This window comes from Serinibacter arcticus (genome assembly GCF_004786095.1).
Taxonomy (GTDB): Bacteria; Actinomycetota; Actinomycetes; order Actinomycetales; family Beutenbergiaceae; genus Litorihabitans; species Litorihabitans arcticus.
This window is the reverse complement of sequence record NZ_RHPJ01000003.1, coordinates 263,530-288,151: the sequence shown is the minus strand read 5'-3', so window position 1 is coordinate 288,151 and position 24,622 is coordinate 263,530. Positions and strand designations below refer to the sequence as shown.

Sequence of the window (24,622 nt, the reverse complement as noted above, 5' to 3'; positions counted from 1 at the left end):
ATCCGGGACCACCGCCGTCGTCGAGAGGTCAGACGTCGATCACGTGCCTATCGGACGTTCTGGTCCAGGTGGTGCAGGCGGTACATGAAGGCCGCCATGGCGTCGCGGTTGACCGGCGAGAGCGGTCGGAAGATCGTGCTTCCGTCGTTGCCGGAACCCTCCCACCCGGTCGCAATCCCGTTCTCCGCCAGCCACGCGATCTCCGCGTAGAACTGGTTGGAGGTCGCGACGTCGGCGAACGGTGAGGTGGCCGGCGCCGGGGTGTCGTCCACCTTGCCCTCGCGGTCGGCGAACCGGTACAGGAACGCCGCCATCGCATCACGCGCGATCGGCTCCAACGGGCGGAACTGCGCCGTGCCGTCGGCCTGCACCCAGCCCGTGGAGATCTCGGTCTGCGCCAGCCACGCGATCTCCTTGAAGAACTGGTTGTCCGTGGAGACGTCGGTGAACGGCGAGGTCTCGGGCTCTTCGAACGCGGGCGAACCCGCCAGGCGGTACAGGAACGCCGCCATCGCATCGCGAGCGACCGGGGTCACCGGGCGGAACTCACGCGTACCGTCCGGCAGCACCCAGCCCGTGGAGATCCCGTTCTGCGCCAGCCACGAGATCTCCGTGAAGAACTGCGTGCTCGGCGTGACGTCCGCGAACGTCACCGCCGCGGGCGGGGCGACCCCGTCGCTCGCCGGTCCGGCCCACAGCAGCGCCGTGGCCACGTCCGGGTAGGCGCCCGTCGGGTGAGTCCGGTACAGCGGGCTGGTCGCGAACGCGACGGCGCGGGAACCGGTGGGGCCGACGGCGGAGATCACCGAGGGCTGGCCTGCGAACTCGACGGGTCCGGGCACGGGCACCGGGGTGGCGGCGTTCGTGACCGCGCGCCAGTGGCCGGCGAGGTAGGTGCCCCACGTCTGCTCCACCGTGACATTCTCGCCCAGACCGGTGAAGTAGCTCGGCGCGGAGAAGAACGCCGCGGGCTCGGACGTGCCGGACAGCAGCCCGCCCGGCGTGGTGTCGACCTCGACGATGCCGTTGGCGTCGCTGCGGCCGGTGACGCGCGTGGCGTTGAGGACACCGAAGGTGGAACCCACCGTGGTGACCGGTCCGGACGCGCCCACGATGCCTCCGCCGCGGGCGAGGTAGCCCTCCAGCGCGGCGCGCGCGGCGACCTGGGGCTCGGTGGCGTTGAACGCGAGGTTCGACCCGAGGTACAGGACGTCGATGCCGTCGTAGTCCACGAACGTGTTGCTCACGAACACCGGGTCGACGAAGCCCATCTGCGACAGCGCCAGGAACGTGTCGCCGCTGCCGTTGCTGCCCGTGTAGCCGACGCGGAGCGCCGAGACACCCGTGGCGGACTCGGGCACGCGGCCGTCGCCGACCGTGAGGTCGACGCCGTACTCGGACGCGATGGCGGCGGCCGCCTCGCGGTCGGTCGGGCCGACGACGTAGCTGCCGTCACCGATCGAGGAGACCGCCAGCCCGACGTTCAGCATGGCGTTGAGCGCCTGGACCTCGGCGAGGCCCTCGAGGCTGAGACTCAGGTACGGAGACTCGGCGACGGTGGAGGAGATCTCCGCGCTCTCGACGGGCGTGGTCGCCACGCTGAGCGGGGCGTCCGCCGTCGAACCGACGCGGTCGACCGTGGCGCCCCACAGGCGGCCCAGCGACCAGGCCGAGATGTCGTACATCGTCGGCACCTTGTCGCTGATGTCGCTGCCGTCGGCGAGCAGCACGTTCGCCAGACCGCGCAGCGGCTGGTGCATGTCCACCAGGTAGCTGCCCGCGGGGTAGGCGATCCCGTCCACCGTGGTCTCGGCCAACGTGCGCTGCACCTCGACACCGTGCGCGAGGAGCTGCTCCACCAGCCGCGCGGCGTCGGTGCGCGAGGACTGCCGCTCTCCCGCGGGGATGACGTAGGCGCGCGGGAACTCGGTGCCCGTGACGTCCGCCTCGTCCCACAGCGGGGCCCATTGGTCCGGTCCCGGGTAGTTCGCGGGGTCGGGGTTGGCGGGGATCTCGCGCAGCGGCTCGCCGGCCGCGCCGCGACGGAAGATCTCGATCTGGTTGTCGACCAGCTCGGCCTCGTTCGCCTGGATGTAGTCCAGCGTCGAGTCGAGGACCTGGCGTCCCACCCTCACGTTGTGTGCGAGGCGGCGCTTGCTCTCCTCCAGGTCGGCAGTTCGGCCCGGGCCGAACTCGACCGTGTAGGAGATCGCACCCTGGAACTGCACGTACTGCGCGGTGAAGACGGGTGGGAACCCGTCCCAGCCCGACGGCGTGTCGCGGTAGGGGATCTTGACACGGGTCGCCGGGGCGGCCGTCGGGTAGCCCTCGTTGCCGAGTCCCTGGCCGAGGTAGTCCTGCTCGATCTGCAGCGCGGCCGCGTAGGCGTGCGGCATCAGCAGGTCGTGCTCGTAGTTCTCGCCCTGGGGCGGTCCGGTCGGCTCGACCTGGAGCTCGGTCGTGTACCCGTGAAGATCGATGAAGAACAGGGGCTGGATGTCGGCCGTGAGGTCGCGCACGATGCTCGTCTCCGGCGTCGTGTTGGTGATGAAGTCGCGGTTGGGGTCCAGGCCGAGCGCCGTGGCGCGCGTGCCGTTGACGCGTCCGTCGGGGTTGTTGCTCAGGGTGAAGTACAGGCGCGAGCCCTCGACGAGCTCGAGTGCCTCGGGGTCGCCGGCGGCGATGTCGCCGAGCAGCTCCTCGATGTAGGAGATGGACGCATCGGTGCCGTCCCACTCGTTGCCGTGGATGTTGTTGTTGAACCAGACGGGCTTCTTGTACCCGTCCTTGAGCGCCTGATCGTCCAGCGCGGCAGCCGAGTCGTGCTTGATCGCATCACGCCACGCGTCCTGCTGCGCGCTCTGCTCGGCGCTCTCCGGCGCCGTGATCGTCACCATGTAGAACGGCCGGCCCTGGGTGGAGGACCCGACGACCTCCGCCGAGACGTAGGGGCTGCTCAGCCAGCCGTTCACGCGCGGGGCGATCTCGTGGAAGGCGATGGCGCCGCGAGCGACCGAGGCGTCGGCCGGGTTGAACGGTTCCGCCTCGAACGGCGTCTGCCGGGGGTAGGCCAGCCCGTCGTCGTCGCGGCGCGCCGTGGTCGTGTCGTCGATCGCGACGGCGTCGATCGCGACGGCGTCGGTGGCCACCGGCGACGTCGCCGGTCGATCGGTGGGCTGAGCGGTGGCGACCGCGGCCGGCGCCAGCGCCAGCGCGGTGATCGAGGCGAGGGTCAGACCCGCCCCGAGGATGCGTCGATTCATCCGTTCCCTTTCACGTGGTGCTGCAGCAGCCCACGTGGCCGCCGCAGAGGTACCGACCCACGCTGCCGTGGCCCCTGGTCGGTGAGACGGGCGCCGACGGCGCCCGGTCCAGTGTCCGACCCGCCGATCACCGCGTCGTTGCCCTTCCGTTACCCCGGCGTTACGCCGGTCGCGGTCGAGTCAGCCGCGTGCCAGCACCGCGTCACGGATCTCTGCACTCGCCGTCGGGCCGACACCCGCATCCAGCCCGAACGCCACGATCCAGTCCCACTGGGCTGCGGTCAGCGAGCCGTTGCGGCGCGCCAGCCGCGTGGCCTCGGCCACCAGGTCGCGCGCCGCCGACGGCGTGATCGTGCCGGAGGCGACACCCGAGCGGACGAGGTCGGGGAGGTAGGCGACGTCGAGGTTGCCGAGGTCGTGCCGCACGTACTCGGGCCGCACGTCGTCGACCCCGCGCGAGCGGATGAGGTCGACGGCGGCGGCCACACCCTCGTCCGTGGCGGGTTCGGCGCGGCGCAGCACCTGCGTGGTGAGGCCGCGCGCCAGCGCGAGCGCGTCGTTGCGCTGCGCGGTCGGCGGGGACGGTGCGAGCGGCGGGGCGGGGAGCCGGTGGGGCTGCTGCGGGCCCCCCTGCGCACCCGACGTCGGCTGCAGCACCTGCTCGAGCGGGGGCGGCTGGGCGTCGTCGCGGAAGCGCGCCGCGTCCGGTCCGAGCACACCGAGAGCGAACTTCGAGCGGCAGGTCAGGCACTCCACGTGCGCCGGTGTCCGCCTCATCGGGATCAGGGGGATGAAGAGGATGTGGAAGAACCACCGTCCCCGCCGCACGCGGTAGGCGGTGACACCCATGCACTGCGGGCACATGACGTGCCCCTCGCCGAACGTGCGGTGGATGACGTAGGTGCCGAAGATGAGCATGGCGTCGAAGTTAGCGGTACTGAATCATCAGCGGTACCGGGTCATCAGCGGTACTGCGCCACCAGCGGGCAGGTGAACGTGTCGCGCACGCCGAGCCCGACCTCGTTCAGGTGCCGCACGACGACGCCGTAGGACCGCCACAGGGACATCTCGGTGTAGTTGACGCCGTGCGTGGCGCAGAACTCGCGCACCATCGGCGCGACCTTGCGCAGGCTGGGGCTCGGCATGCTCGGGAACAGGTGGTGCTCGACCTGGAAGTTGAGGCCGCCCATCGCGACGTCGATCACGCGGCCGCCCGTGATGTTGCGGCTCATCAGGGTCTGGCGGCGCAGGAAGTCGATCTTCATGTCGGGCGGGACGATCGGCATGCCCTTGTGGTTCGGCGCGAATGACGCCCCCATGTAGAAGCCGAAGACGGCGAGCTCGATCGCGATGAACGCGACGGCCTTGCCGGGTGACATGACCAGGAAGGCGAGGGAGAGGAAGCCGAGGATGCGGATCGCCAGGAACGTGATCTCGACGGCGCGGCGCTTGACCGCCTCGCGGCCGAGCACGCGCCGCGTGCTGGTGACGTGCAGGTCGACGCCCTCGATCAGCAGCAGCGGGAAGAAGAACCAGCCCTGGTGCCGCAGGAACCAGTCCGACAGCACCCCGCGGCGCTCGTCGGCCTGCTCCGGGGTGAACGTGACCACCGGCAGGTCGATGTCGGGATCGGAGCCGCGCTTGTTCGGGTTGGCGTGGTGGCGCGTGTGCTTGCCCTGCCACCAGCCGTAGCTGAGGCCGACGAACAGGTTGGCCAGCACGAGGCTGACCCAGTCGTTCCACTTGCCCGACGCGAAGATCTGCTTGTGCGCGGCGTCGTGGCCGAGGAAGGCGATCTGCGTCATGACGACGCCGATGACGGCCGCCACCGCGAGCTGCCACCAGGAGTCCCCGATCAGCACGACGGCCACGACGAGACCCGCGACCACGAGCACGGAGCCGACCAGGCGCGCCCAGTAGTGCCCGTAGCGGCGGCGCATGAGGCCCGCCTCCTGCACCATCTTCGTCAGCGCGGCGTACTGGCTGATCTGTCGGTCGCGGGGGCGGGCGCCCCCGGGGACGGGTGCCGAGGTCGAGACAGTGGTCACGCGGGATCCGATCGGACGGGGGTGAGGACGTGTGGTGCGGGGAGGGCCGCGCCCGGAGACGCGAACGACCGCGGGGGCCGAGCATCAGTGATGCTCAGCCCCCGCGGCCGTGGTGCTCGGGACGGGCGGTGCCCGTCAGGAGCGGATGCTCAGAGAGCGGTGTGCTCAGATTCCGCGGATGTTCGACGCCTGCGGGCCCTTGGGGCCCTGCGTGACCTCGAAGGAGACACGCTGGTTCTCCTCGAGCGAACGGTAGCCGTCGGCCTCGATCGCGGAGAAGTGGGCGAAGACGTCGCTGCCGCCGTCGTCAGGAGTGATGAAGCCGAAGCCCTTTTCGGCGTTGAACCACTTCACGGTTCCGTCAGTCATGGGGTATTCCTTTGCTTAGGTGCCGGGCCCGACAGTCGAGCCCTAGCCACGGTGCCCGGCGCCTATCCTTCAGGTGAAGACAGCGCCCCTCACCACGAGGGTTGGGGGCGCTCAGACGTGCGATTCACTGCAACCACGAACCACACTACAGGTCGTGGTGGAATCCTGGTAACCCGTGCACCGAGCCTTCCGCCACAGGCTGATCCCGGCTCGGCAGCGACGCCCCCGCATCGACGAAGGAGCATCACATGCAGCAGCGCCCTCTCGGCAGGACCGGTCGCGAGACGTCCGTCGTCGGACTCGGCACCTGGCAGCTCGGCGCGGACTGGGGGGACGTCAGCGAGGCCGATGCGCTCGCCGTCCTGGAGACGGCGGTCAACGGCGGCGTGACGCTCCTCGACACCGCGGACGTCTACGGCGACGGCCGCTCCGAGTCGATCATCGGGCGCTTCCTCGCTGCCCACCCCGGCCACGGCGTCACGGTGGCCACGAAGATGGGACGTCGCCTGCCGCAGGAGGCCGTCCACTACTCCCCCGAGAACTTCCGGGCCTGGACCGACCGGTCGCGCGCCAACCTCGGCGTCGACACGCTCGACCTCGTCCAGCTCCACTGCCCGCCCAGCGAGGTCATCGACGCCGACGCCACCTACGACGCGCTCGACGCCCTCGTCGCCGACGGCGCGATCGCCTCCTACGGCGTGTCGGTCGAGACGTGCGAGCAGGCGCTCTCGGCCATCGCCCGTCCGGGCGTCGCCAGCGTCCAGATCATCCTCAACGCGTTCCGGCTCAAGCCGCTGGACGAGGTGCTCCCGGCCGCCGCCTCCGCCGGCGTCGGCATCCTGGCCCGCGTCCCGCTGGCCTCGGGGCTGCTGAGCGGTCGCTACGACGCCACCACCACGTTCGCCGAGAACGACCACCGCACCTACAACCGTGGGGGCGAGGCCTTCGACCAGGGCGAGACGTTCTCGGGCGTGGACTTCGCCGTCGGCCTCGCCGCGGTGGCGGAGCTGACGGACGCGCTTCCCGACGGCGTCGCGCTCCCCCAGGCCGCGCTCGCCTGGATCATCGCCCGGCCGGGGCTCAGCACGGTCATCCCCGGGGCGCGCACGCCGGCGCAGGCGCGCTCGAACGCCGACGCCGCAGCGCTCCTCGAGGACGGCTCCGGCTTCGACGTCGAGGCGTTCGACGCCGCGGTCCGCGCCACCTACGACACCCACCTGCGCGCCGCGATCCACGAGCGCTGGTAGCCGCAGGACGACGACGCCCCCACCGCGCAGGCGGTGGGGGCGTCTCGGTGGGCGGGGGTCAGCGCTCGTCGCGGCCGTGCTGCGCGACGTAGCCGCTGAGCAGGCCGACGGCGTGGCGCTCGCGCCGCTGCATGCTCTCGCGGTACGCCTCGGCGCCGGGGGCGCCGAAGGACCGGAGCAGGCGGCGGACGGCAGACCTGGAGCCCCTCCCGGATCGCGGGTCGGTGGTCGTCATGGTCTCCCTCCTTCCGTGTGCGTGGCGCCGGGTCACGGCGCGCGAGACTCACGCCGATGGGCGTGATCGATGGGTACCACCCGGCTCGCGGACGAGGTCGACGCTGGTCGGGACGGTGCTACGAGTCTACCGACCGCGCGGTCGGTAGGCCCGTCTTTTCCGTGCGACGTCGCTCACCTCCGGGCCGAGCGCGCACGACCGGGTTAGCCTGACGACGTGGACCTCTCGCGGCCGGTGGCACCGGCGCCCTACGACCAGCTCCCGCCCGTCCCCTCGTTCTCCCTGACGAGCAAGGACCTGATCGAGGGAGCACCCCTGGGCGAGGACTTCGTCGCCCACGGCGGTGACCGCTCCCCGCACCTGCAGTGGTCGGGCTTCCCGCCCGAGACGCAGGGCTTCGTGGTCAGCTGCTTCGACCCTGACGCGCCGACCCCCGCCGGGTTCTGGCACTGGACCGTGGTGGACCTCTCCTCCGACACGACCGAGCTCGAGGCCGACTCCGGCGCCAGCGACCTCATGCTTCCCGGTGCCGCCTTCCACGTCCGCAACGACGGCGGTGGGCACGCCTACACCGGGGCCGCTCCCCCCGTCGGCGACCGCCCGCACCGCTACGTCTTCGCGGTGCACGCGCTCGACGTCGACACGCTCGACCTCGATCCGGACGCCAGCCCGACGGCGGTCGCGTTCACGGGCCTGTTCCGCACCCTGGCACGCGCGACCCTCACCGCGACGTACCAGCGCTGATCGGGCAGGGTGGGGTGATGACCTCAGCACCCACCCTGACCTGGGCCCCCGCGCTGGAGCGGCCCGACGCCGTCGCCGCGCCCGTGCGCGAGGCGCTGGTGGCGTGGTCGTGGACGGAGCCGCGGGTCGCGGCCGAGGTGCTCGTCGCCACGATCGACCCCGAGCTCGCCGACACCCAGGCCCTGACCGAGGCCTACGGGCTCGACCCGGAGGTGAGCGCGAACTGCGTCCTCGTGGGAGGTCGCCGTGGGGGCGAGGAGCGCACGGCCGCCGCGGTCGTCCGCGCGACGACCCGCGCCGACGTCAACGCGACGATCAAGCGGCTGCTCGACGTCCGCAAGGCGTCGTTCCTGCCGATGGAGCGTGCCGTGGACGAGTCCGGCATGGAGTTCGGCGGCATCACCCCGCTGGGGCTCCCGGAGCACTTCCGCATCCTGCTCGACGAGCGCACCACCCGGGGTGACGCGCTCGTCGGGAGCGGGCTGCGCAGCTCGAAGCTGCTGCTGCCGGGCGACCTGCTGGCGGCGTGGCCGCGCGTCGAGGTCGTCCGGGGGCTCGCGGTCTGAGGGCTCAGCCCTGGCGGCCGCGGACCGTGGCGAGCGCGAGCACGGCGGCACCGGCCGCGAGCACGACACCGACCACCGAGGTCGCCACGACGCCGGAGTCGAACGCCGCGCGGGCCGAGTCCGCCAGCGCCGTCCCGAGCTCGGCCGGCAGCCTCTCCGCAACCGTGAGCGCCCCGGCGAGCGTCTGGCCCGCCTGGGCGGCGTCCGCCGCCGGGACGCCGGCCGGGACGACGAGGTTCGCGGCGTAGCCCGCGGCCAGGACACCGCCGAGCACGCTCGTGCCGAGCACCGCACCCAGCTCGTACGCGGTCTCCGAGACCGCCGAGGCGGCTCCGGCCTTCGCGGGCGGGACCGCGGCGACGATGATGTCGTTCGACAGCGTCTCGGCCGAGCCGATCCCGATGCTGAGGATCGCGAACGCGGCGGCGATCACGGGGATGCTCGCGTGGCCGCCGGTGACGGCGAACACCACGTAGGCGATCCCCGCCATCGAGAGCCCGCACGCCATCAGGACTCCGGGCCGGACCCGCGTGACCACGCGCACCACCAGCAGCGAGCCGGCGATCATCGCCAGCGTGCCGGGCACCAGCACCAGGCCGGCGTTCATCGGGCTGAGGCCGACGACGAGCTGCAGGTGCTGGCTGAGGAAGTACAGCAGGCCGACGAACGAGAACACGCTGAGGAGGTTCACCAGCACCGAGCCCGTGAAGGCCGGGACGGCGAACAGCCGCACGTCCAGCAGCGGGTTGCTCTGACGCAGCAGGCGGCGCACGAAGAGCGTGCCGGCGGCCAGGCCGACGACGAACGAGACCACGGCGACCAGGTCGAACCCGACCGTGGCCACGTGCTTGATGGCGAAGACGATGGGCGCGAACGTGGCCATCGAGAGCACGACCGCGACGACGTCGAACCGACCGGGGGCCGGGTCGCGCGACTCGCGCACCAGGATCGGGGCGAGCACGAGGAGCGGCACGAGGAACGGGATCGCGAGCAGGAAGATCGAGCCCCAGAAGGCGTGCTCGAGCAGGAAGCCGCCGACGACGGGGCCGATCGCGCCGCCGGCCGCGAACCCGGTCGCCCAGACGGCGATGGCGAGGCGCCGCTGCGACCGGTCGGCGAACATGCCGCGCAGGAGCGACAGCGTGCACGGCATCAGCGCGGCGCCGAACAGGCCGAGCAGGGCGCGGGCCGTCAGGAGCATCTCCGCCGACGTCGAGTACGCGGCCATCACCGAGACGGCCGCGAACCCGACGGCGCCGATGAGGAGCAGGCGGCGGCGCCCGATCCGGTCGCCGAGGTTGCCCATGCTCACGAGCAGGGCCGCCAGCACGAGCGGGTAGATGTCGACGATCCACAGCTGCGTGGCCGCGGACGGCTGCAGGTCGAGCGCGATGTACGGCAGCGCGAAGCTCAGCACCGTGTTGTCGATCGAGACGATGAGCACGGGGAGCATGAGGACGGCCAGGCCCCACCAGTCGCGCCGGGTCGCGCGGGGCGCGGCGTCGGTCGAGGTGGCCGTGGCGGAGGTCGAGGGCAGGGCTGTCGTGCTCATGACGGCTAACGTACCGTCTGGACGGTTAGTTTCCCACCCCTTAGGGTGGTGAGCCGGACCACTCGAGGAGGCAGACCATGCCAGGACCACGGCGTGATGCCGCCCGCACGCGGGCTCGACTGCTCGAGGCCGCCGGATCGGCCATCAGCCAGCACGGTGTGAACGTCAGCCTCGACCTCATCGCCCGTGGGGCGGGCGTGTCCAAGGGCGGTCTGCTGCACCACTTCCCCACGCGCGAGGAGCTGCTCGTGGCGGTCATGAGGCAGCTGCTCGCGGACTTCGACGCCGCTGTCGAGGACGCGCTCGACGACGCCGACGACCAGCCCGGCCGTCTCACGCGCGCCTACGTCAACGCCGTCTTCGCCGACCTCGCCGACGGCGACCGCGCCCGGGAGAAGGTCACGCTCATGGGCATGGTCGGCAGCAGCCCCGGCGTGGAGGAGTTCGTGCGGCTCGACGACGAGCAGTGGCAGGCCCGCCTCGCGCAGGACGGGCTCGACCCGATGCGGGCCGACGTCGTGACGAAGGCCGCCGACGGTGCGACGGGATCGCTCCTGTGGAGCAGGACCGACCCCGCCGCCTACGACGAGCTGCGTCTCACGCTGCTCGCGCTGTCGCGCGAGCCGGGGCCGCTGCTGCCGTGAGGGACCGGGTGGTGCGCCCGGTCACGTGACGTCCTTGCGCCACGTGGTGAGGTAGCCGCCCACCGTGGTCAGGACGGCGTAGGCCAGCAGCACCAGCCCGCCCTGCCACCAGTCCAGGATCGCGATCCCGCCACCGCCCATCCCGCCGACGGCGAGGAAGCTGGCGCCGACGAGGCCGTCGCTCGCGGCCCCTGGCAGGAACTGCCCGATCGCCTGCGTGACCGGCGTCAGCAGCGCGACGAGCCGCAGGATCGGTTCGAGGAACTGCGTGAACGCGAGCACGATGACGATGGCCGCGACCTGGTTGCGCACCAGGGCACCGAGGCCGACGCCGATCGCGCTCCAGAGCGCCATCGCGACGACGCCGCGCGCGACGAGCATCCAGACGGCGGAGGTGCCGAGACCGGTCTCGAGCCCGGCCAGGCCGAGCGCGAGCGCACCGGCGCCGATCGAGGCCGCGAAAGCCAGCACGCCGTAGAGCGCGCCGAGACCGCACTGGACGACGAACTTGGCGCCGAGGGCGAGCCCGCGCCGCGGCACGGCGAGGAACGTGGGCGTCACGGTCTGGTGCCGGAACTCCCCCGTCACGGCGAGCGCACCGACGATGACCGGGAAGACGTAGCCGATCCCCGTCGCGAAGCTGTAGATCGTCGAGGAGAGGTCGACGCCGGGCGGCAGCCCGCCGCCGTCCTGGCCGGCGGCGAACCCCAGCGCGGCGCCGAGGCCACCGGCCATCAGCACCACGTAGCCGACCATGACGATCGCGATGACCCACCACATGCGGGTCGTGGTCACCTTGGCGACCTCGGCGCGCAGCGCCTGCGTGAACGCGGTCATGCGGCCGCCCCCCGCGTGGTCAGGGCGATGAAGGTGTCCTCGAGACCGGTCGAGAGACGGTGCAGCGTGCGCAGCTCGACGCCGGCGACGAACGCCGCGTGACCGACGAGCGCGGCGTCGTGCGTCGCGACGCGGAAGCCGTCGGAGCCGAACGTGAACGGCAGGCCGGCCTCCTGCAGCGCACGGGCGAGGGCGTCGCGATCGGGAGCGTCCACGAGCACGACGGGCGGGTTCTCCGCCTCGAGGTCGGCGATCGTGCCGGAGCGGACCAGCACGCCGTTCGCGATGATGACGACGTCGTCGACGCTCTGCTGCACCTCCCCCAGCATGTGGGAGCTGACGATGACGGTGCGTCCCTGGGCGGCGAGCGAGCGCAGGAACGAGCGGATCCAGCGGATGCCCTCGGGGTCGAGACCGTTGATGGGCTCGTCCAGCACGAGGACGCCGGGGTCGCCGAGCAGCGCGCCGGCGAGACCGAGCCGCTGGCGCATCCCCATGGAGTAGCCGCCCACGCGACGGTCGGCGTACTCGCTCATCCCGACCGCGTCGAGCACCTGCTGCACGCGCGCGAGGTCGATCCCGTCGGCCATCGCCTGGATGCGCAGGTGGTTGCGGGCGGTGCGGCCGGGGTGGAAGCTCGCGGCCTCGAGCGCGGCACCGACGGTCCGGAGCGGGTCGGTCAGGTCGCGGTAGGCGCGTCCGCCGATGGTGGCCGTCCCCGCCGTCGGGGCGACGAGACCGAGCAGCACGCGCAGCGTGGTGGTCTTGCCGGACCCGTTGGGGCCGAGGAAGCCGGTCACGCGACCGGGTCGGACGTCGAAGGAGAGGTCCTGGACGGCGGTGACGCCTCCGAAGGTCTTGGTGAGCCCGCGCACCTCGATGGGTGCGCCGGGGACGGTGGGGTGGTCCGTGGCGGTCATGGCGGCCTCGCATCGCTCGGGGTCGTGTCCCGTCCACGCTAGGCCGCGGCGCCGCCCCGCGACTCCCCCGCGAGGCGGAGGTCCGGCGCAGCCGAACGCCCCGCGGCCGACCGGTGGTGCGCGCGTTCCGCCGCTTCACGTCACCTGAAGCGGCGGCACGCGCGCAGAAACGGGCTCCGACCCGGTGGGCCGGCCGGTCAGCGGTGGAGCGCGCGGCGCGCCAGCGAGTTGCCGAGGAGCTGGGCCGCCTGGACGATCACGATGATCACGACGACGACGAACGCCGTCAGCGGCCAGTCGAACTGCCGGTAGCCGTACACGATGGCGAAGTCACCGATGCCGCCGCCGCCCACGTAGCCGGCCATGGCCGACATGTCGAGCACACCGACGAACAGGAACGTGTAGCCGAGGATCAGCGGCGCCAGCGCCTCCGGGATGAGCACCGTGAGGATGATCCGCCACGGACTCGCGCCCATCGCGCGCGCCGCCTCGATGACGCCGGGGTCGAGGTTGACGAGGTTCTGCTCGACCAGTCTCGAGAAGGCGAAACCGGCCATCAGGATCATGGCGAAGGTGACGGCCTCCGTGCCGATCGTCGTGCCCACCACGAGCCGGGTCAGCGGGTAGATCGCCGTGAGGAAGATGATGAACGGGATCGGCCGGATGATGTTCACCGCGACGTTGAGCACGGAGAACCCGCCGCGGTTGCCCAGCAGATTGCCCGGTCGGGTGACGTAGAGGCCGATCCCGAGCGCGAGGCCGAGCAGGCCTCCGAGCAGCATCGTCCACAGGACCATGTATCCCGTCTGGCCGAGCGCCAGCAGGAAGGCGTCCCCGTAGCGTTCCCAGCTCATCGGACGCTCCCTCGCTCGTCGTGACGCGGCAGCGGCCGCGGTGCTGCGGCCGTCCCGAGGTCGCTCGCGCCGGCCCGGACGGTGACGTCGGCGACAAAGCGCTCGACGTCGGCCTGCTCGCCGACCAGCTCCAGCGTGAGCGAGCCGAACGGCCGCTCGCCGATCTCGGTGATGCCGCCGTAGATGATCGTGCCCTCGACCCCGTGCTCGCGCAGCGTGCTCGTCAGGTAGCCGGACGCTCCGCCGTCGGACTGCATGCGCATCAGCACGAGCCGCCCGTCGTGGCGACGTCGCAGCCGCTCGAGGATCTCCGGCGTCGGGACGTCGTGCAGCGAGGACCCGACGAACCGCGCCGTGGCGGCGTGGGTCGGGTTGGCGAACACCTGGTAGGCGTCACCGACCTCCACCACCCGGCCGCGCTCCATGACCGCGATGCGGTGGCACAGCGCTCGCACGACGTCCATCTCGTGCGTGATGACCACGATGGTGATCCCGAGCTCGGCGTTCACGCGGCGCAGCAGCCCCAGCACGTCGGCGGTGGTCTCGGGGTCGAGCGCGCTCGTGGACTCGTCGGCCAGCAGGATGCGCGGGGACGTGGCCAGCGCGCGGGCGATCCCGACACGCTGCTTCTGCCCGCCCGACAGCTTGCTGGGGTAGACGCCCGCCTTGTCGGTCAGTCCGACGAAGTCGAGCAGCTCCGCGACGCGGGCCTCGCGCTCGGCCCGCTTCACGCCCGCGACCCGTAGCGGATAGGCCACGTTCCCCGCCACCGTGCGCGAGGCCAGGAGGTTGAACTGCTGGAAGATCATGCCGATCCCGGCACGCACCGGCCGCAGCCGTCGTTCCCGGAGCTTCGTGATGTCGGTGCCGGCCACGGTGACCGTGCCCGACGTCGTGTGCTCGAGGGCGTTGATGAGCCGCACGAGGGTGCTCTTGCCGGCACCGGAGTACCCGATGACGCCGAAGATCTCGCCCTCGTACACGTCCAGGTCGACGTCGTCGACCGCCGTCACCGCTGCGCGGCGTCCCGGGAAGACCTTCGAGACGCCGCGCAGCGAGATGATCGCCTCAGTCATGAGGGCTCCTGTGCGCCGGCCGTCAGGCCTGCGCGCGCAGGTTCTCCTCGATGCCGGAGAGGATGTCCTGGAGCTCCTGCGGGGTGTTCTCCTTGAAGACCGCGGTGCCACCGGACTCCTCCAGCGCGGCCGCCTCGACCTCGTCGGAGTGCCAGATCTCCACCAGCGTGGCGAAGTCGGGGTTGTCGGCGTTGTCCGCCGAAGCCGCCCAGATGTTGATGTAGGGCTCCGAGGCCGCGCTGCCGGGGTCGTCGTTGAAGACGGCGTCCTCGGCGGTCAGGCCGGCGTCACCGACGAAGTCGTTGTTGATGATCGAGGCGGCGACGCTCCCGGACTGCAGCGCGATGGCGGTCTGGGCGGCGTCGACCGGGGTGACGGTCACACGGGATCCCTCGGCGACGACGTCCTGCGGGGTCGAGAGCGAGCTCCCGCCGTCGGCCAGCTCCAGCAGGCCCGCCTCCTGCAGGACCAGGAGCGCGCGCGCCTGGTTGGTCTCGTCGTTCGGGATCGCGATCTGCGCGCCGTCGGGGATCGCGTCGACCGAGTCGAACTCGAGCGAGTAGAGGCCGAGCGGGTAGACGGCCGTGGCGCCGACGGGCACGAGGTCGGTGTCGGAGGCGACGTTGAACTGGGCGAGGAACTGCAGGTGCTGGAACTGGTTGAGGTCGAGCTCGCCCTGGTCCAGGCCCTGGTTCGGGAGCTGGTAGTCGGAGAAGTTGGTGATCTCGACCGGGATGCCCTCCTCCTCGGCCTTCTCCGTGAAGATCGTCCACTGCTCGTCGGAGGCGTTGACGACGCCGATCCGGATGGGCGCGTCCTCACCCTCGGCGCCGCCGCCCGAGGAGGAGCCGGGCGCGGCACACGCGGACATCATCAGACCCGCGGCGGCGATCGCGGGGACGAGGACGCGGAGGTGCTTGCGGGACATGAGGCTCTCTTTCGTGCGGTGAGGTCGTGCTGGTCAGCCGGTCGCTCCGGCGCGGCACGACAGTGCCAGCCCGCCGTGGTCGGACTCCACCCGGGTGGCGAAATCTCGGGATCCGGACCTGTGACGTCCGTCATACGACCAGGTCGGGACGCGAAGACGGGGCCACGGATCGGCGGATCCGGGCGCTTCGAGGGGCGTGGGACCTGTGCGGCACCCTAGGATCGACGGGTGACCGACCCCCGACCCGAGAATCGCGTGTGGACCCTCCCCAACGTGATCTCGTTCGGTCGACTCCTGGTCCTGCTCCCCCTGGTGGTCTGGCTCCTGCTCGCCGGCCACATGTGGTGGGCGCTCGCGGCCCTGGTCGCCCTCAGCGCGTCGGACTGGTTCGACGGCTTCCTCGCGCGCCGCCTCGGCCAGACGAGCCTGCTCGGACAGCGCCTCGACCCCGTCGCCGATCGCATCGCGATCGTCGTCATCGGACTGGCCATGGTGGGTGCCGGGATCATCCCGTGGGGCCCGGTCGCGGTCATCCTCGCCGTCGACGTCGCGCTCGCCGTCCTGGCCACGCTGTGGTTCCGCGGCTCCCCCGACCTGCCGGTCAGCCGCATCGGCAAGTGGCGGACCGGCGCCCTGCTCCTCGCGCTGCCCGTGCTCGTCGTCGCCGCAGGCACCGGCATCACCTGGCTCAGCTGGGTCGGCTTCGGGCTGATGTACCTCGGTGCTCTCGGGCACGTGCTCGCGGGGATCGGCTACGCGCGCGGGATGGCTCGACGTCGCACGCGACGCTCCGTCGCGACCGCCTGACCCACCGCCGGACCGCGGGTCGTCGGCCGCAGCAGCGCCGCCAGCAGGAGCGCCACCGCGCTCCCCCCGAACACCACGACGACGTCGGCGCGTTCCAGCGCCGCCCCCGCGACCGCGGCACCCGCCGCCTGACCGGCCGTGAGCGCCGTGAACAGCACGGCCGTCGCCGCTCCCGCCCCGTCGGGCCGCAGCTGCGCGGCCCACGAGATCAGCACCCCGCTGAGCGCGGTGTAGGCACCACCGAACACCGCTGCGGACAGGGCGGCGACGACGGTCCGGTCGGGCACGAGGACGAGCGCCGCCGTCGCCGCTCCGGAGAGTGCCGCCGTCAGCGTCCACGCCCAAGGCAGACCGAGCACGCGGACGACGTCGCCGCTCGCCGCCCCGAGCACGGCCGCCGCCCCCAGCAGCACCCAGAGCGCCGCGGTCGTGCGCTCGGACAGGCCACCCGCGGTGGTGACGAGGTCGCGCCCGAAGGTCCAGACGGCAGCGCTGCCGGCACCCGCGAGCAGCGCGGCGGTCACGGCCCCGCGCAGGGGCGCCGCCCCGTCACGGTCCGTGCGCAGGTCCGCTCCCGGCCGCGACCGTGCCGGCCACGGGGTGCGGCGATCCACCACGGCCGCCGCCACGAGCGCCGCGACGGCGGCCGCCACCCACACCGGCCGCCACAGGTGGGGAGCGGCGAGCACGGCGGCACCCACGGCCACGACCCCGAGGCCCGTCCCGGCGTTGACGACCGACTGCGCCCGGGCGGCCCGCGCGACCGGCACGCCCGCCGCGACGGCCGCCACCAGGGCCGGCGAGGCCGCTCCCGCCGCTCCCCCGGCCACGAGCACACCGGACGCCATCACCCAGGGCGAGCCCGCGACGGCGACGACACCGGCGCCGCCCGCCGCCAGGCCGGCGGCGAGCCACAGCACGGCGCGGGGCGAGCGTCGGACGATCCGGCGCGCGACCAGGGCGGCGAGGCAGTAGGCCGCGAAGCTCCCCGAGGCGATCAGCCCCGCCGTCGTCGAGGACAGGCCGAACTCGGCCGTCAGCTGCGGCAGCTGCAGACCGTAGCCGTAGCGCACGACGCCGTAGGTCACCGCGATCAGGCCCGTCGCGGCAACGACGAGCGGCGTCGTGGAGACCACCCGGGCAGTGCGTAACGATCGTTTCACCATAGTGATCGTTACAGTAGACGCATGACTGCCCCGAGTGCGAGAACGCCGGCCCGCGAGCGACTGCTCGACGCCGCCACGGATCTGTTCCACTCCCGCGGCATCGCGGCGACCGGTGTCGATGCCGTGCTGCGGCGGGCGGAGGTCGCCCCCGCCACGCTGTACGCGCACTTCTCCGGCAAGGACGGACTGGTGGCCGCCTACCTCGAGCGACGGTTCGCGCGGTGGCGCGAGGCGTGGGACGAGGCGCTGGCCGCGTGCGGGGACGACGTGCTCGCCCGAGCGGTGTCGGTGTTCGACGCGCTGGCCACGTTCCCGTCGAACCCGGGTGGCGGCGACCCGTCCGCCGGCGACGACGCGCGCCGGGGCTGTGCATTCCTCGCCGCCGCAGTGGAGATCCCCGGCCCCGAGCACCCCGCGCACCCCTGGCTGCTGGCGGACTCCGCCCTGCTGCGCGACCGGCTCCGGCAGCTCGCGTCCGAGGCGGGCGCCCACGACCCCGATGCGCTGGCGGGCGAGCTGCTCGCGCTGTACGACGGCGCCCTGGCGGCCCGCGTGCGCGCCGGCCTCCTCACCGGCGACGCGCGACCCGTCCCGTTCCCGGCGCGCGACCTCGCTCTGGCCGCGGTCGCGCGCCACACCGCCTGAACGCGCCGAGCGGACGGGCTCGGGTCCCCGTCAGCGCGTCGCCCAGAACGCGACGGCCGACGCCGCCGCGACGTTGAGGGAGTCCACGCCGCCGGCCATCGGGATGCGCACGACGACGTCGCTCGCCTCGATCGTCGCGGCCGTGAGCCCGTGCCCCTCGCTCCCGAGGACGAGCGCGAGCCGCTCGTACCGCGCGGCGGCGAGCTCGTCGAGCGTGACCGCGTCGTCGGTCAGCGCGAGCGACGCCGTCGTGAAACCCGCCTCCCGCAGCTGCTCGATCCCCGCCGGCCAGTCGGCCAGCCGGGTCCACGGCACCTGGAAGACCGTGCCCATCGAGACCCGCACGCTGCGGCGGTAGAGCGGGTCGGCGCAGCGCGGCGTCACCAGCACGGCGTCCACGCCGATCCCGGCGGCGCTGCGGAAGATCGCTCCGACGTTGGTGTGGTCCACGACGTCCTCGATCACCGCGACGCGCCGCGCCCTCGCGACGACCTCGGCCACGGACGGCAGCGCCCGCCGGTTCATCGCCGCGAGCGCCCCGCGGTGCAGGTGGAACCCCGTGACGCCCTCGAGGAGCGACTCGGGCGCGACGAAGACGGGCGCCTCCGGGAACGCCTCGGTCACCTCGGCCATCTGCGGGAGCCAGCGCGGCGCCATGAGGAACGAGCGGGGCACGTGTCCGGCCGCGACGGCGCGACGGATGACGTTCGAGGACTCGGCCATGTAGAGGCCGGCCCCGGTCTCGTACCGCGTGCGCAGCGCGACGTCGGTCAGTCCCGTGTACTCCACCACGCGGGGGTCGGCGGCATCGGTCAGCTCGATCGGGGCGGGGCGGGTCACCTGCCCATTCTCCCCTGGTGCGGCACGCGGGATGCGGCGCGCGGGATACCGTCACCCGGTGACCGCCCGCCGTGCCATCGCCACCACGCTCGCCGCCGTGGCGGGCACGGTCGTCGGGGCGGCGGTGCTCGCCGTGGTCGCCATGGCCGTCAGCCCGTGGCCGAGCGCCCTGCTGATCCGCCGGGCCTTCGACCGTGGCGGGCGTGAGACGAACGCCGCGCTCGCACCCCTGGTGCCCGACGGCGTGCACTCGCGCCTGAACGTGCCGTACGACCCGAGCGACCCCGCGTCGCTCCTGGACGTCCACCGGCCCGGGCGTCCCGACGGCGGCGCTCCCCTGCCGACGATCGTGTGGGTGCACGGCGGCGGCTGGGTCTCGGGCAGCAAGGACCAGGTGGCGAACTACCTGCGGATCCTGGCGGCGCGCGGCTTCGTCGTCGTCGGGGTCGACTACCACCTGGCCCCGCGGTCGCGGTACCCGCGTCCCGTGCACCAGGTGCTGACCGCGCTGTCCCACCTCGTGACGCACGCCGACGACCTCGACCTGGACACCTCGCGGGTGGTGCTGGCCGGCGACTCCGCGGGCTCCCAGATCGCGGCGCAGGTCGCCGCCGCGATCTCCGATCCCGCCTACGCGAGCGCGCTCGGCGTCGACCCCGCTCTCCGTCGCGATCACCTGCGCGCCGCGCTGCTGCACTGCGGGGCGTACGACCTGGACCTCGACGGAGCGACGTCGCGGGCCGGCGCGCTCTTCATGGAGTCCGTCCTGTGGTCCTACACGGGTCGACGGTCCGCGCGGGAGGACCCGGTGCTGGACCTGGCCTCCGTCCGGCGGCACGCCTCCCCCGCGTTCCCGCCCACCTACCTCTCGGGCGGTGACGCCGACCCCCTCACGCCGCAGGGCCTCGCGTTCGCCGAGCGCCTGCGCGAGGTCGGCGTCGAGCTGGTCGCCGACTTCCCGAGCCCCGGGGCGGGCGAGCCGTCGCTCGACCACGAGTTCCAGTTCGACCTGTCGTCCGAGGCCGGGCGCGCGACGCTCGAGCGCAGCGTCGGGTTCCTCCGGACGCACACCGCCTGACCCGTCCGGCGCCCGCGGAGTACGGTGCTGCCACCACCGGCCGCACGACGCGAGGAGGCGACGAGATGAGACCGCTGCGCTACTCGATCAACGTCACCCTCGACGGGTCCTGTCACCACGAGGTGGGGCTGCCCCCGGACGAGGAGTCCATGGCGTTCTGGACCGAGGAGATGGGCAGGGTCGACGCCCTCGTCCTGGGCCGGGTGACCTACCGGATGATGGAGTCGGCCTGGCGGCGGCCGGTGACGGGAACGTGGCCCGAGTGGATGGCGCGGTGGGAGGTCCCGTTCGCCGAGGCGATGGACGGCGCGACGAAGCACGTCGTCTCCAGCACCCTGCCCGAGGTCGACTGGAACGCCGAGCTGATCGACGGCGATCCGGGAGCCGCGGTCCGCGCCCTCAAGGAGCAGTCCGGTGTCGGTCTGTGGGTGGGTGGAGTGACGTTGCCCCGGGCCCTGGCGGATCTGGGTCTGATCGACGAGTACGTGTTCGTCGTGCAGCCGGTCGTGGCCGGACGCGGGCCGACCCTGCTCGACGGTCTGCGCGACCGGCTCCAGCTCGACCTCGTCGACCGCCGCGAGTTCCGCTCCGGCGCCGTCGCCCTGACGTACCGACCGGCGACGACGTCCTGACGCCGCCGCGCAGCTGGAGCGGCGTCCGCGGACGTCGGAAACCTTGACCAGCTCGGGGGGCCCCGACGTACGTTGACGGTGGCTGCTGAACCTGGAGCCCAGCCCCAGCCTCAGCGGCGCCGAACATCGTCCGCCCCCGTCCGGCCCGCCCAGACACCGCGTACCGGCTCGCTGACGACACGGCACACCGCCCCACCTCGGTCCTGACGAGGTGGGGCAGTGTCGTTCCGGGCACGGTCGTCGGCCCGTGGCCGCGACCGGTGCCCGGGACTGTCTACCGAGACGTCGCTGAGAAAAGGCTGAGACCCGGGACACGTGGCACGCCCGCGACGGCTCAGGCGAGGGGCGCGGCGAACTGGCTGGCGTGCAGCCGGGCGTAGGCGCCGTCGGCCGCCAGCAGCTCGGCGTGCGAGCCCTGCTCGACGATCCGGCCGTGCTCCATGACGACGATGACGTCGGCGCCCGTGATCGTCGACAGCCGGTGGGCGATGACGAAGGACGTCCGCCCCACGCGGAGCGCGTTCATCGCCTTCTGCACCAGCACCTCGGTGCGGGTGTCGACCGAGCTGGTCGCCTCGTCGAGGATCAGGATGGGCGGATCGGCGACGAACGCGCGCGCGATCGTGAGGAGCTGACGCTCGCCCTGCGACAGCGAGGTGCCCTCGGCGCTGAGCACGGTGTCGTAGCCGTCCGGCAGCGAGCGGACGATCGCGTCGACGTGCGTGGCCTCCGCCGCGCGAAGCATCTGGGCGCGCATCCCGGGCGTGATCTCGCCTCCGGCCTCCTGCTGGAGGGGGTAGCAGATGTTCTGGGCGATCGTGCCCTCGAACAGCCATGCGTCCTGGAGCACCATGCCCACGCTCGCGCGCAGGTCGTCGCGGGTCATGTCGCGCGTGTTCACGCCGTCGAGCGTGATGCGCCCGCCCTGGATCTCGTAGAACCGCATGATCAGGTTCACCAGCGTGGTCTTCCCGGCGCCCGTGGGGCCGACGATCGCCACCGTCTGCCCCGGCTCCGCCACGAGGTCGAGTCCCGTGATCAGCGGCTGGTCGGGGTCGTAGGCGAAGTCGACGCCGTCGAACTCGACACGACCGCGGACCCCGTCCAGGGTCACGGACGGCGACGGGTCGCCCTCCTGCTCGGTCGCGTCCAGCAGCGCGTAGACCCGCTCGGCGGACGCCGCACCGGACTGCAGCATGTTCATCATCGCCGCGATCTGCGTGATCGGCTGCGTGAACTGGCGCGAGTACTGGATGAACGCCTGCACGTCGCCGAGGCTCATGGTCCCCGACGCCACGCGCAGCCCGCCCAGCACCGCGATGACGACGTAGTTGAGGTTGGCGATGATGCCCATCGCCGGCTGGATCGTCCCGGAGATGAACTGCGCCCGGAACGAGGAGGTGTACAGCTCGGCGTTGCGCTCGTCGAACGTGCGCTGCGCCGTTGCGCCCTGGCCGTAGACCTTGATGAGCGAGTGGCCGGTGTACATCTCCTCGATGTGGCCGTTCAGCTCGCCCGTGGTGCGCCACTGCCGGATGAACTGCGGCTGCGAGCGCTTGGCGATCATCGCCGTCACGAGCGCGGCGATCGGCACGGTCACGAGCGCGACCGCGGCCAGCAGCGGCGAGATGAGGAACATCATGGTGAGCACGCCGATGACGGTGAACACCGACGTCACGAGCTGCGCGAGCGTCTGGGACAGCGACTGCGAGAGGTTGTCGATGTCGTTGGTGACGCGCGAGAGCACGTCGCCGCGCGAGGTGGAGTCGAAGTAGGACAGCGGCAGCCGCCCGAGCTTCGTGGCGACCTGCTGCCGCAGCCGGTACATGGTGCGCTGCACCAGGACCGCGATGATGCGCGCCTGCAGCCACGCCAGCAGCGCGGAGACGACGTAGACGAGCAGGACGACGGCGAGCAGCCGTGCCAGCGCGGTCGTGTCCAGACCCGCACCCGGGGTGAACGGGACCTGGGCGAGCAGGTCGGCCCGGGCGTCGCCGGCGTCGCGCAGCCGCTCCAGCGCCTCCTCGCGGGAGTCGCCCGCGGGAAGGCCACGGCTGAGGACGCCCCCGAAGACGAGGTTGGTCGCGTCGCCGAGGAGCCGCGGACCCAGCACGGCCAGGATCACCGAGCCGATGCCCAGGACCACGCTGACAGCCAGGGCCAGGCGGTGCTCGCGCATGTCACCGAGCAGCCGACCGATCGTGCCGCGGAGGTCCAGCGCCTTCTCGGCCGGCATGCCCATCGCACCCATCGGGCCGCCCTGGCGTCCGCGCCGCCCCTCCTGGACGACGGCGGAGTCGCTGCGTCGCTCGCTCATCGCGCCTCCTCCAGCGTCATCTGCGAGGTCACGATCTCGCGGTAGGTCTCGGAGCTCTCGAGGAGCTCGTGGTGCGTGCCGGACGCGACGAGGCGACCCTCGTCGAGCACGAGGATCTGGTCGGCGTCCCTGATGCTCGCCACCCGCTGCGCCACCACCAGCACGACGGCGTCGCGCACGAGCGGTTTCAGCGCCTGTCGGAGCGCGGCGTCGGTGGCGAAGTCCAGCGCCGAGAAGGAGTCGTCGAAGAGGTAGATGCGCGGCCGGTGGGCCAGCGCCCTGGCGATTGCGAGCCGCTGCCGCTGCCCACCCGAGACGTTCGTGCCGCCCTGGGCGATCTCGGCCTCGAGGCCGCCGTCCATCTCGGTGACGAAACCGTCCGCCTGCGCGACGCGGAGCGCGTCCCACAGCTCCGCCTCGCTCGCGTCCTCGCCGCCCAGCCGGAGGTTGGAGGCGACCGTGCCGGAGAACAGGAACGCCCGCTGCGGCACGAGACCGACGAGGTCGGTGAGGTGGTCGGGGTCGAGGTCGCGCACGTCGACGCCGTCGATCCGCACCGTGCCCGCGCGGGCGTCGAACAGGCGCGGGACGAGGTTGACCAGGGTCGACTTGCCGGAACCGGTCGAGCCGATGATCGCGGTGGTGCGCCCCGGCTCGGCGACGAACGAGACGTCGTGCAGCACGTCCTGGTCGGCTCCCGGGTAGCCGAAGCTCACGCCCTCGAACTCGATCCGGCCGGTCGTCGTCGCCGGCACGACGGGATTGGCGGGCGCCACGATGGTCGGCTCGGAGTTCAGGACCTGCCCGATGCGGCCGGCGGAGACGGCGGCGCGGGGCGCGATCATGATCATCATCGAGCTCATCAGGACGGCCATCAGGATGAACATGATGTAGCTCAGGAAGGCCGTGAGGGCCCCGATCTGCATCTCGCCGGCGTCGACGTAGCGCCCGCCGAACCAGAGCACGACGACTGACGACGCGTTCATCACCAGCATCACGATCGGGAACATCAGGGCCATCAGCTTGCCGACCCTGATGGAGACGTCGCGCAGGTCGCCGTTGACCGCGGCGTACCGCGCGCGCTCCAGGTCGTCGCGCACGAACGCGCGGATGACCCGGATGCCGGTGATCTGCTCGCGCATCACGCCGTTGACCGCGTCGATGCGCGTCTGCATCTGACGGAAGTACGGCACCATGCGCGACACCAGCAGGGCCACCACACCGATCAGCACCGGCACGATCACCAGCAGCAGCGCCGAGAGCTGGACGTCCTCCTGCAGCGCCATGATCGTGCCGCCGAACAGCATGATCGGCGCCATCACGATGATGGTGAGCGTCATCATGACGAGCATCTGGACCTGCTGCACGTCGTTGGTGGTGCGCGTGATGAGCGACGGCGCCCCGAACGTCCCCATCTCCTGCGCCGAGAACGTCTGGACGCGGGCGAACAGCGCCGCCCGGACGTCGCGGCCGAAGGCCATCGCCGTGCGCGCGCCGTAGTACACGGCCACCACCGCGGCGACACCCTGGGCGAGCGTGATGACCAGCATGATCGCGCCGATGCGCCAGATGGCGTCGACGTCGCCGACCGCCACCCCCTCGTCGATGATGCGGGCGTTCAGGTTCGGCAGGTAGAGCGACGCGATGGTCTGCACCAGCTGCAGCACGACGACGACGGCGATCGCGCCCCGGTAGGGCCGCAGGTGGGTGCGGAGGAGTGACATGAGCACGATCTGACGCTACGCCAGATCCCTGACACGCCCGGGTGATTTTCGCTCAGAGCACCCCGCCCCACACGCGACAGGGGCCGTCATCCGGTGGATGACGGCCCCTGTGGCGTGCTCGGCTGACGTG

At 72.2% G+C, this 24,622-nt stretch carries 23 protein-coding genes; 8 read left to right on the top strand and 15 right to left on the bottom strand.

From position 1 onward, the window contains the following. Window positions 1–47 precede the first annotated feature (47 nt). The 4 genes from SERN_RS10415 to SERN_RS10400 form a co-directional block, all read right to left on the bottom strand. The gene (locus SERN_RS10415; RefSeq protein WP_135850067.1) at window positions 48–3,263 is read right to left on the bottom strand and encodes a M14 family zinc carboxypeptidase; all 3,216 of its coding nucleotides are present in this window, start codon (window positions 3,261–3,263) and stop codon (window positions 48–50) included. 180 nt (window positions 3,264–3,443) lie between these two features. Further along, window positions 3,444–4,181 (bottom strand): zinc ribbon domain-containing protein, encoded by a 738-nt coding sequence (locus SERN_RS10410; RefSeq protein ID WP_135850066.1) that lies wholly within the window; start codon window positions 4,179–4,181, stop codon window positions 3,444–3,446. A 44-nt stretch (window positions 4,182–4,225) separates the two neighbouring features. Then, window positions 4,226–5,311, bottom strand: a complete 1,086-nt coding sequence (locus SERN_RS10405; RefSeq protein ID WP_233251613.1) for a fatty acid desaturase family protein — start codon at window positions 5,309–5,311, stop codon at window positions 4,226–4,228. Between the two features lie 165 nt (window positions 5,312–5,476). Next, a complete protein-coding gene (locus SERN_RS10400; RefSeq protein WP_135850065.1) occupies window positions 5,477–5,680 on the bottom strand; it encodes a cold-shock protein in 204 nt (67 codons plus the stop codon). 248 nt (window positions 5,681–5,928) lie between these two features. Between SERN_RS10400 and SERN_RS10395 the strand changes: the two genes are divergently transcribed. Then, window positions 5,929–6,927: an aldo/keto reductase gene (locus tag SERN_RS10395; RefSeq protein ID WP_135850064.1), complete on the top strand. Its 999-nt coding sequence runs from the start codon at window positions 5,929–5,931 to the stop codon at window positions 6,925–6,927. A gap of 58 nt (window positions 6,928–6,985) precedes the next feature. On the opposite strand, the gene SERN_RS15345 is transcribed toward SERN_RS10395, so the two are convergent. Next, window positions 6,986–7,162 (bottom strand): hypothetical protein, encoded by a 177-nt coding sequence (locus tag SERN_RS15345; protein WP_158292633.1) that lies wholly within the window; start codon window positions 7,160–7,162, stop codon window positions 6,986–6,988. Window positions 7,163–7,378: 216 nt separating this feature from the next. On the opposite strand from SERN_RS15345, the gene SERN_RS10390 reads away from it, so the two are divergent. Then, complete coding sequence (locus SERN_RS10390) at window positions 7,379–7,906, top strand: YbhB/YbcL family Raf kinase inhibitor-like protein (RefSeq protein WP_135850063.1); 528 nt, start codon at window positions 7,379–7,381, stop codon at window positions 7,904–7,906. A gap of 17 nt (window positions 7,907–7,923) precedes the next feature. Continuing rightward, window positions 7,924–8,472 (top strand): YbaK/EbsC family protein, encoded by a 549-nt coding sequence (locus tag SERN_RS10385; protein ID WP_135850062.1) that lies wholly within the window; start codon window positions 7,924–7,926, stop codon window positions 8,470–8,472. Between the two features lie 4 nt (window positions 8,473–8,476). On the opposite strand, the gene SERN_RS10380 is transcribed toward SERN_RS10385, so the two are convergent. Further along, window positions 8,477–10,024, bottom strand: coding sequence for an MFS transporter (locus SERN_RS10380; protein WP_135850061.1), 1,548 nt, complete (start codon window positions 10,022–10,024; stop codon window positions 8,477–8,479). Between the two features lie 77 nt (window positions 10,025–10,101). Between SERN_RS10380 and SERN_RS10375 the strand changes: the two genes are divergently transcribed. Further along, entirely contained in the window at window positions 10,102–10,668 is a 567-nt protein-coding gene (locus SERN_RS10375) for a TetR/AcrR family transcriptional regulator (RefSeq protein ID WP_135850060.1), read from the top strand. A 21-nt stretch (window positions 10,669–10,689) separates the two neighbouring features. On the opposite strand, the gene SERN_RS10370 is transcribed toward SERN_RS10375, so the two are convergent. The 5 genes from SERN_RS10370 to SERN_RS10350 form a co-directional block, all read right to left on the bottom strand. Further along, window positions 10,690–11,505, bottom strand: a complete 816-nt coding sequence (locus tag SERN_RS10370) for an ABC transporter permease (protein ID WP_135850059.1) — start codon at window positions 11,503–11,505, stop codon at window positions 10,690–10,692. Next, complete coding sequence (locus SERN_RS10365) at window positions 11,502–12,425, bottom strand: ABC transporter ATP-binding protein (protein WP_135850058.1); 924 nt, start codon at window positions 12,423–12,425, stop codon at window positions 11,502–11,504. The genes SERN_RS10370 and SERN_RS10365 overlap by 4 nt, the downstream gene beginning before the upstream one ends. A 197-nt stretch (window positions 12,426–12,622) precedes the next feature. Then, the gene (locus SERN_RS10360) at window positions 12,623–13,279 is read right to left on the bottom strand and encodes a methionine ABC transporter permease (protein WP_135850057.1); all 657 of its coding nucleotides are present in this window, start codon (window positions 13,277–13,279) and stop codon (window positions 12,623–12,625) included. Continuing rightward, complete coding sequence (locus tag SERN_RS10355) at window positions 13,276–14,355, bottom strand: methionine ABC transporter ATP-binding protein (RefSeq protein ID WP_135850056.1); 1,080 nt, start codon at window positions 14,353–14,355, stop codon at window positions 13,276–13,278. Before SERN_RS10355 ends, SERN_RS10360 begins: the two co-directional genes overlap by 4 nt. 22 nt (window positions 14,356–14,377) lie before the next feature. Continuing rightward, window positions 14,378–15,283, bottom strand: coding sequence for a MetQ/NlpA family ABC transporter substrate-binding protein (locus SERN_RS10350; protein WP_135850055.1), 906 nt, complete (start codon window positions 15,281–15,283; stop codon window positions 14,378–14,380). A 228-nt stretch (window positions 15,284–15,511) separates the two neighbouring features. On the opposite strand from SERN_RS10350, the gene SERN_RS10345 reads away from it, so the two are divergent. Then, window positions 15,512–16,090 (top strand): CDP-alcohol phosphatidyltransferase family protein, encoded by a 579-nt coding sequence (locus SERN_RS10345; protein WP_135850054.1) that lies wholly within the window; start codon window positions 15,512–15,514, stop codon window positions 16,088–16,090. On the opposite strand, the gene SERN_RS10340 is transcribed toward SERN_RS10345, so the two are convergent. Next, window positions 16,036–17,226, bottom strand: coding sequence for an MFS transporter (locus SERN_RS10340; RefSeq protein ID WP_158292632.1), 1,191 nt, complete (start codon window positions 17,224–17,226; stop codon window positions 16,036–16,038). The genes SERN_RS10345 and SERN_RS10340 overlap by 55 nt on opposite strands. A gap of 51 nt (window positions 17,227–17,277) precedes the next feature. On the opposite strand from SERN_RS10340, the gene SERN_RS10335 reads away from it, so the two are divergent. Further along, complete coding sequence (locus SERN_RS10335; RefSeq protein WP_135850052.1) at window positions 17,278–17,901, top strand: TetR/AcrR family transcriptional regulator; 624 nt, start codon at window positions 17,278–17,280, stop codon at window positions 17,899–17,901. Window positions 17,902–17,931: 30 nt separating this feature from the next. Here the strand turns inward: SERN_RS10335 and SERN_RS10330 are convergent, their stop codons facing one another. Next, window positions 17,932–18,741 carry a TrmH family RNA methyltransferase gene (locus SERN_RS10330; protein WP_135850051.1) on the bottom strand — a complete coding sequence of 270 codons (810 nt, stop codon included), beginning with the start codon at window positions 18,739–18,741 and terminating at the stop codon, window positions 17,932–17,934. A gap of 58 nt (window positions 18,742–18,799) precedes the next feature. Between SERN_RS10330 and SERN_RS10325 the strand changes: the two genes are divergently transcribed. Beyond that, window positions 18,800–19,819 (top strand): alpha/beta hydrolase, encoded by a 1,020-nt coding sequence (locus SERN_RS10325; RefSeq protein WP_158292631.1) that lies wholly within the window; start codon window positions 18,800–18,802, stop codon window positions 19,817–19,819. Window positions 19,820–19,884: 65 nt separating this feature from the next. Then, window positions 19,885–20,451: a dihydrofolate reductase family protein gene (locus SERN_RS10320; protein ID WP_135850049.1), complete on the top strand. Its 567-nt coding sequence runs from the start codon at window positions 19,885–19,887 to the stop codon at window positions 20,449–20,451. Between the two features lie 334 nt (window positions 20,452–20,785). Here the strand turns inward: SERN_RS10320 and SERN_RS10315 are convergent, their stop codons facing one another. Together SERN_RS10315 and SERN_RS10310 are read right to left on the bottom strand one after the other, a co-directional pair. After that, window positions 20,786–22,768 (bottom strand): ABC transporter ATP-binding protein, encoded by a 1,983-nt coding sequence (locus SERN_RS10315; protein ID WP_135850048.1) that lies wholly within the window; start codon window positions 22,766–22,768, stop codon window positions 20,786–20,788. Beyond that, the gene (locus tag SERN_RS10310; protein ID WP_135850047.1) at window positions 22,765–24,498 is read right to left on the bottom strand and encodes an ABC transporter ATP-binding protein; all 1,734 of its coding nucleotides are present in this window, start codon (window positions 24,496–24,498) and stop codon (window positions 22,765–22,767) included. The genes SERN_RS10315 and SERN_RS10310 overlap by 4 nt, the downstream gene beginning before the upstream one ends. Window positions 24,499–24,622 lie beyond the last annotated feature (124 nt).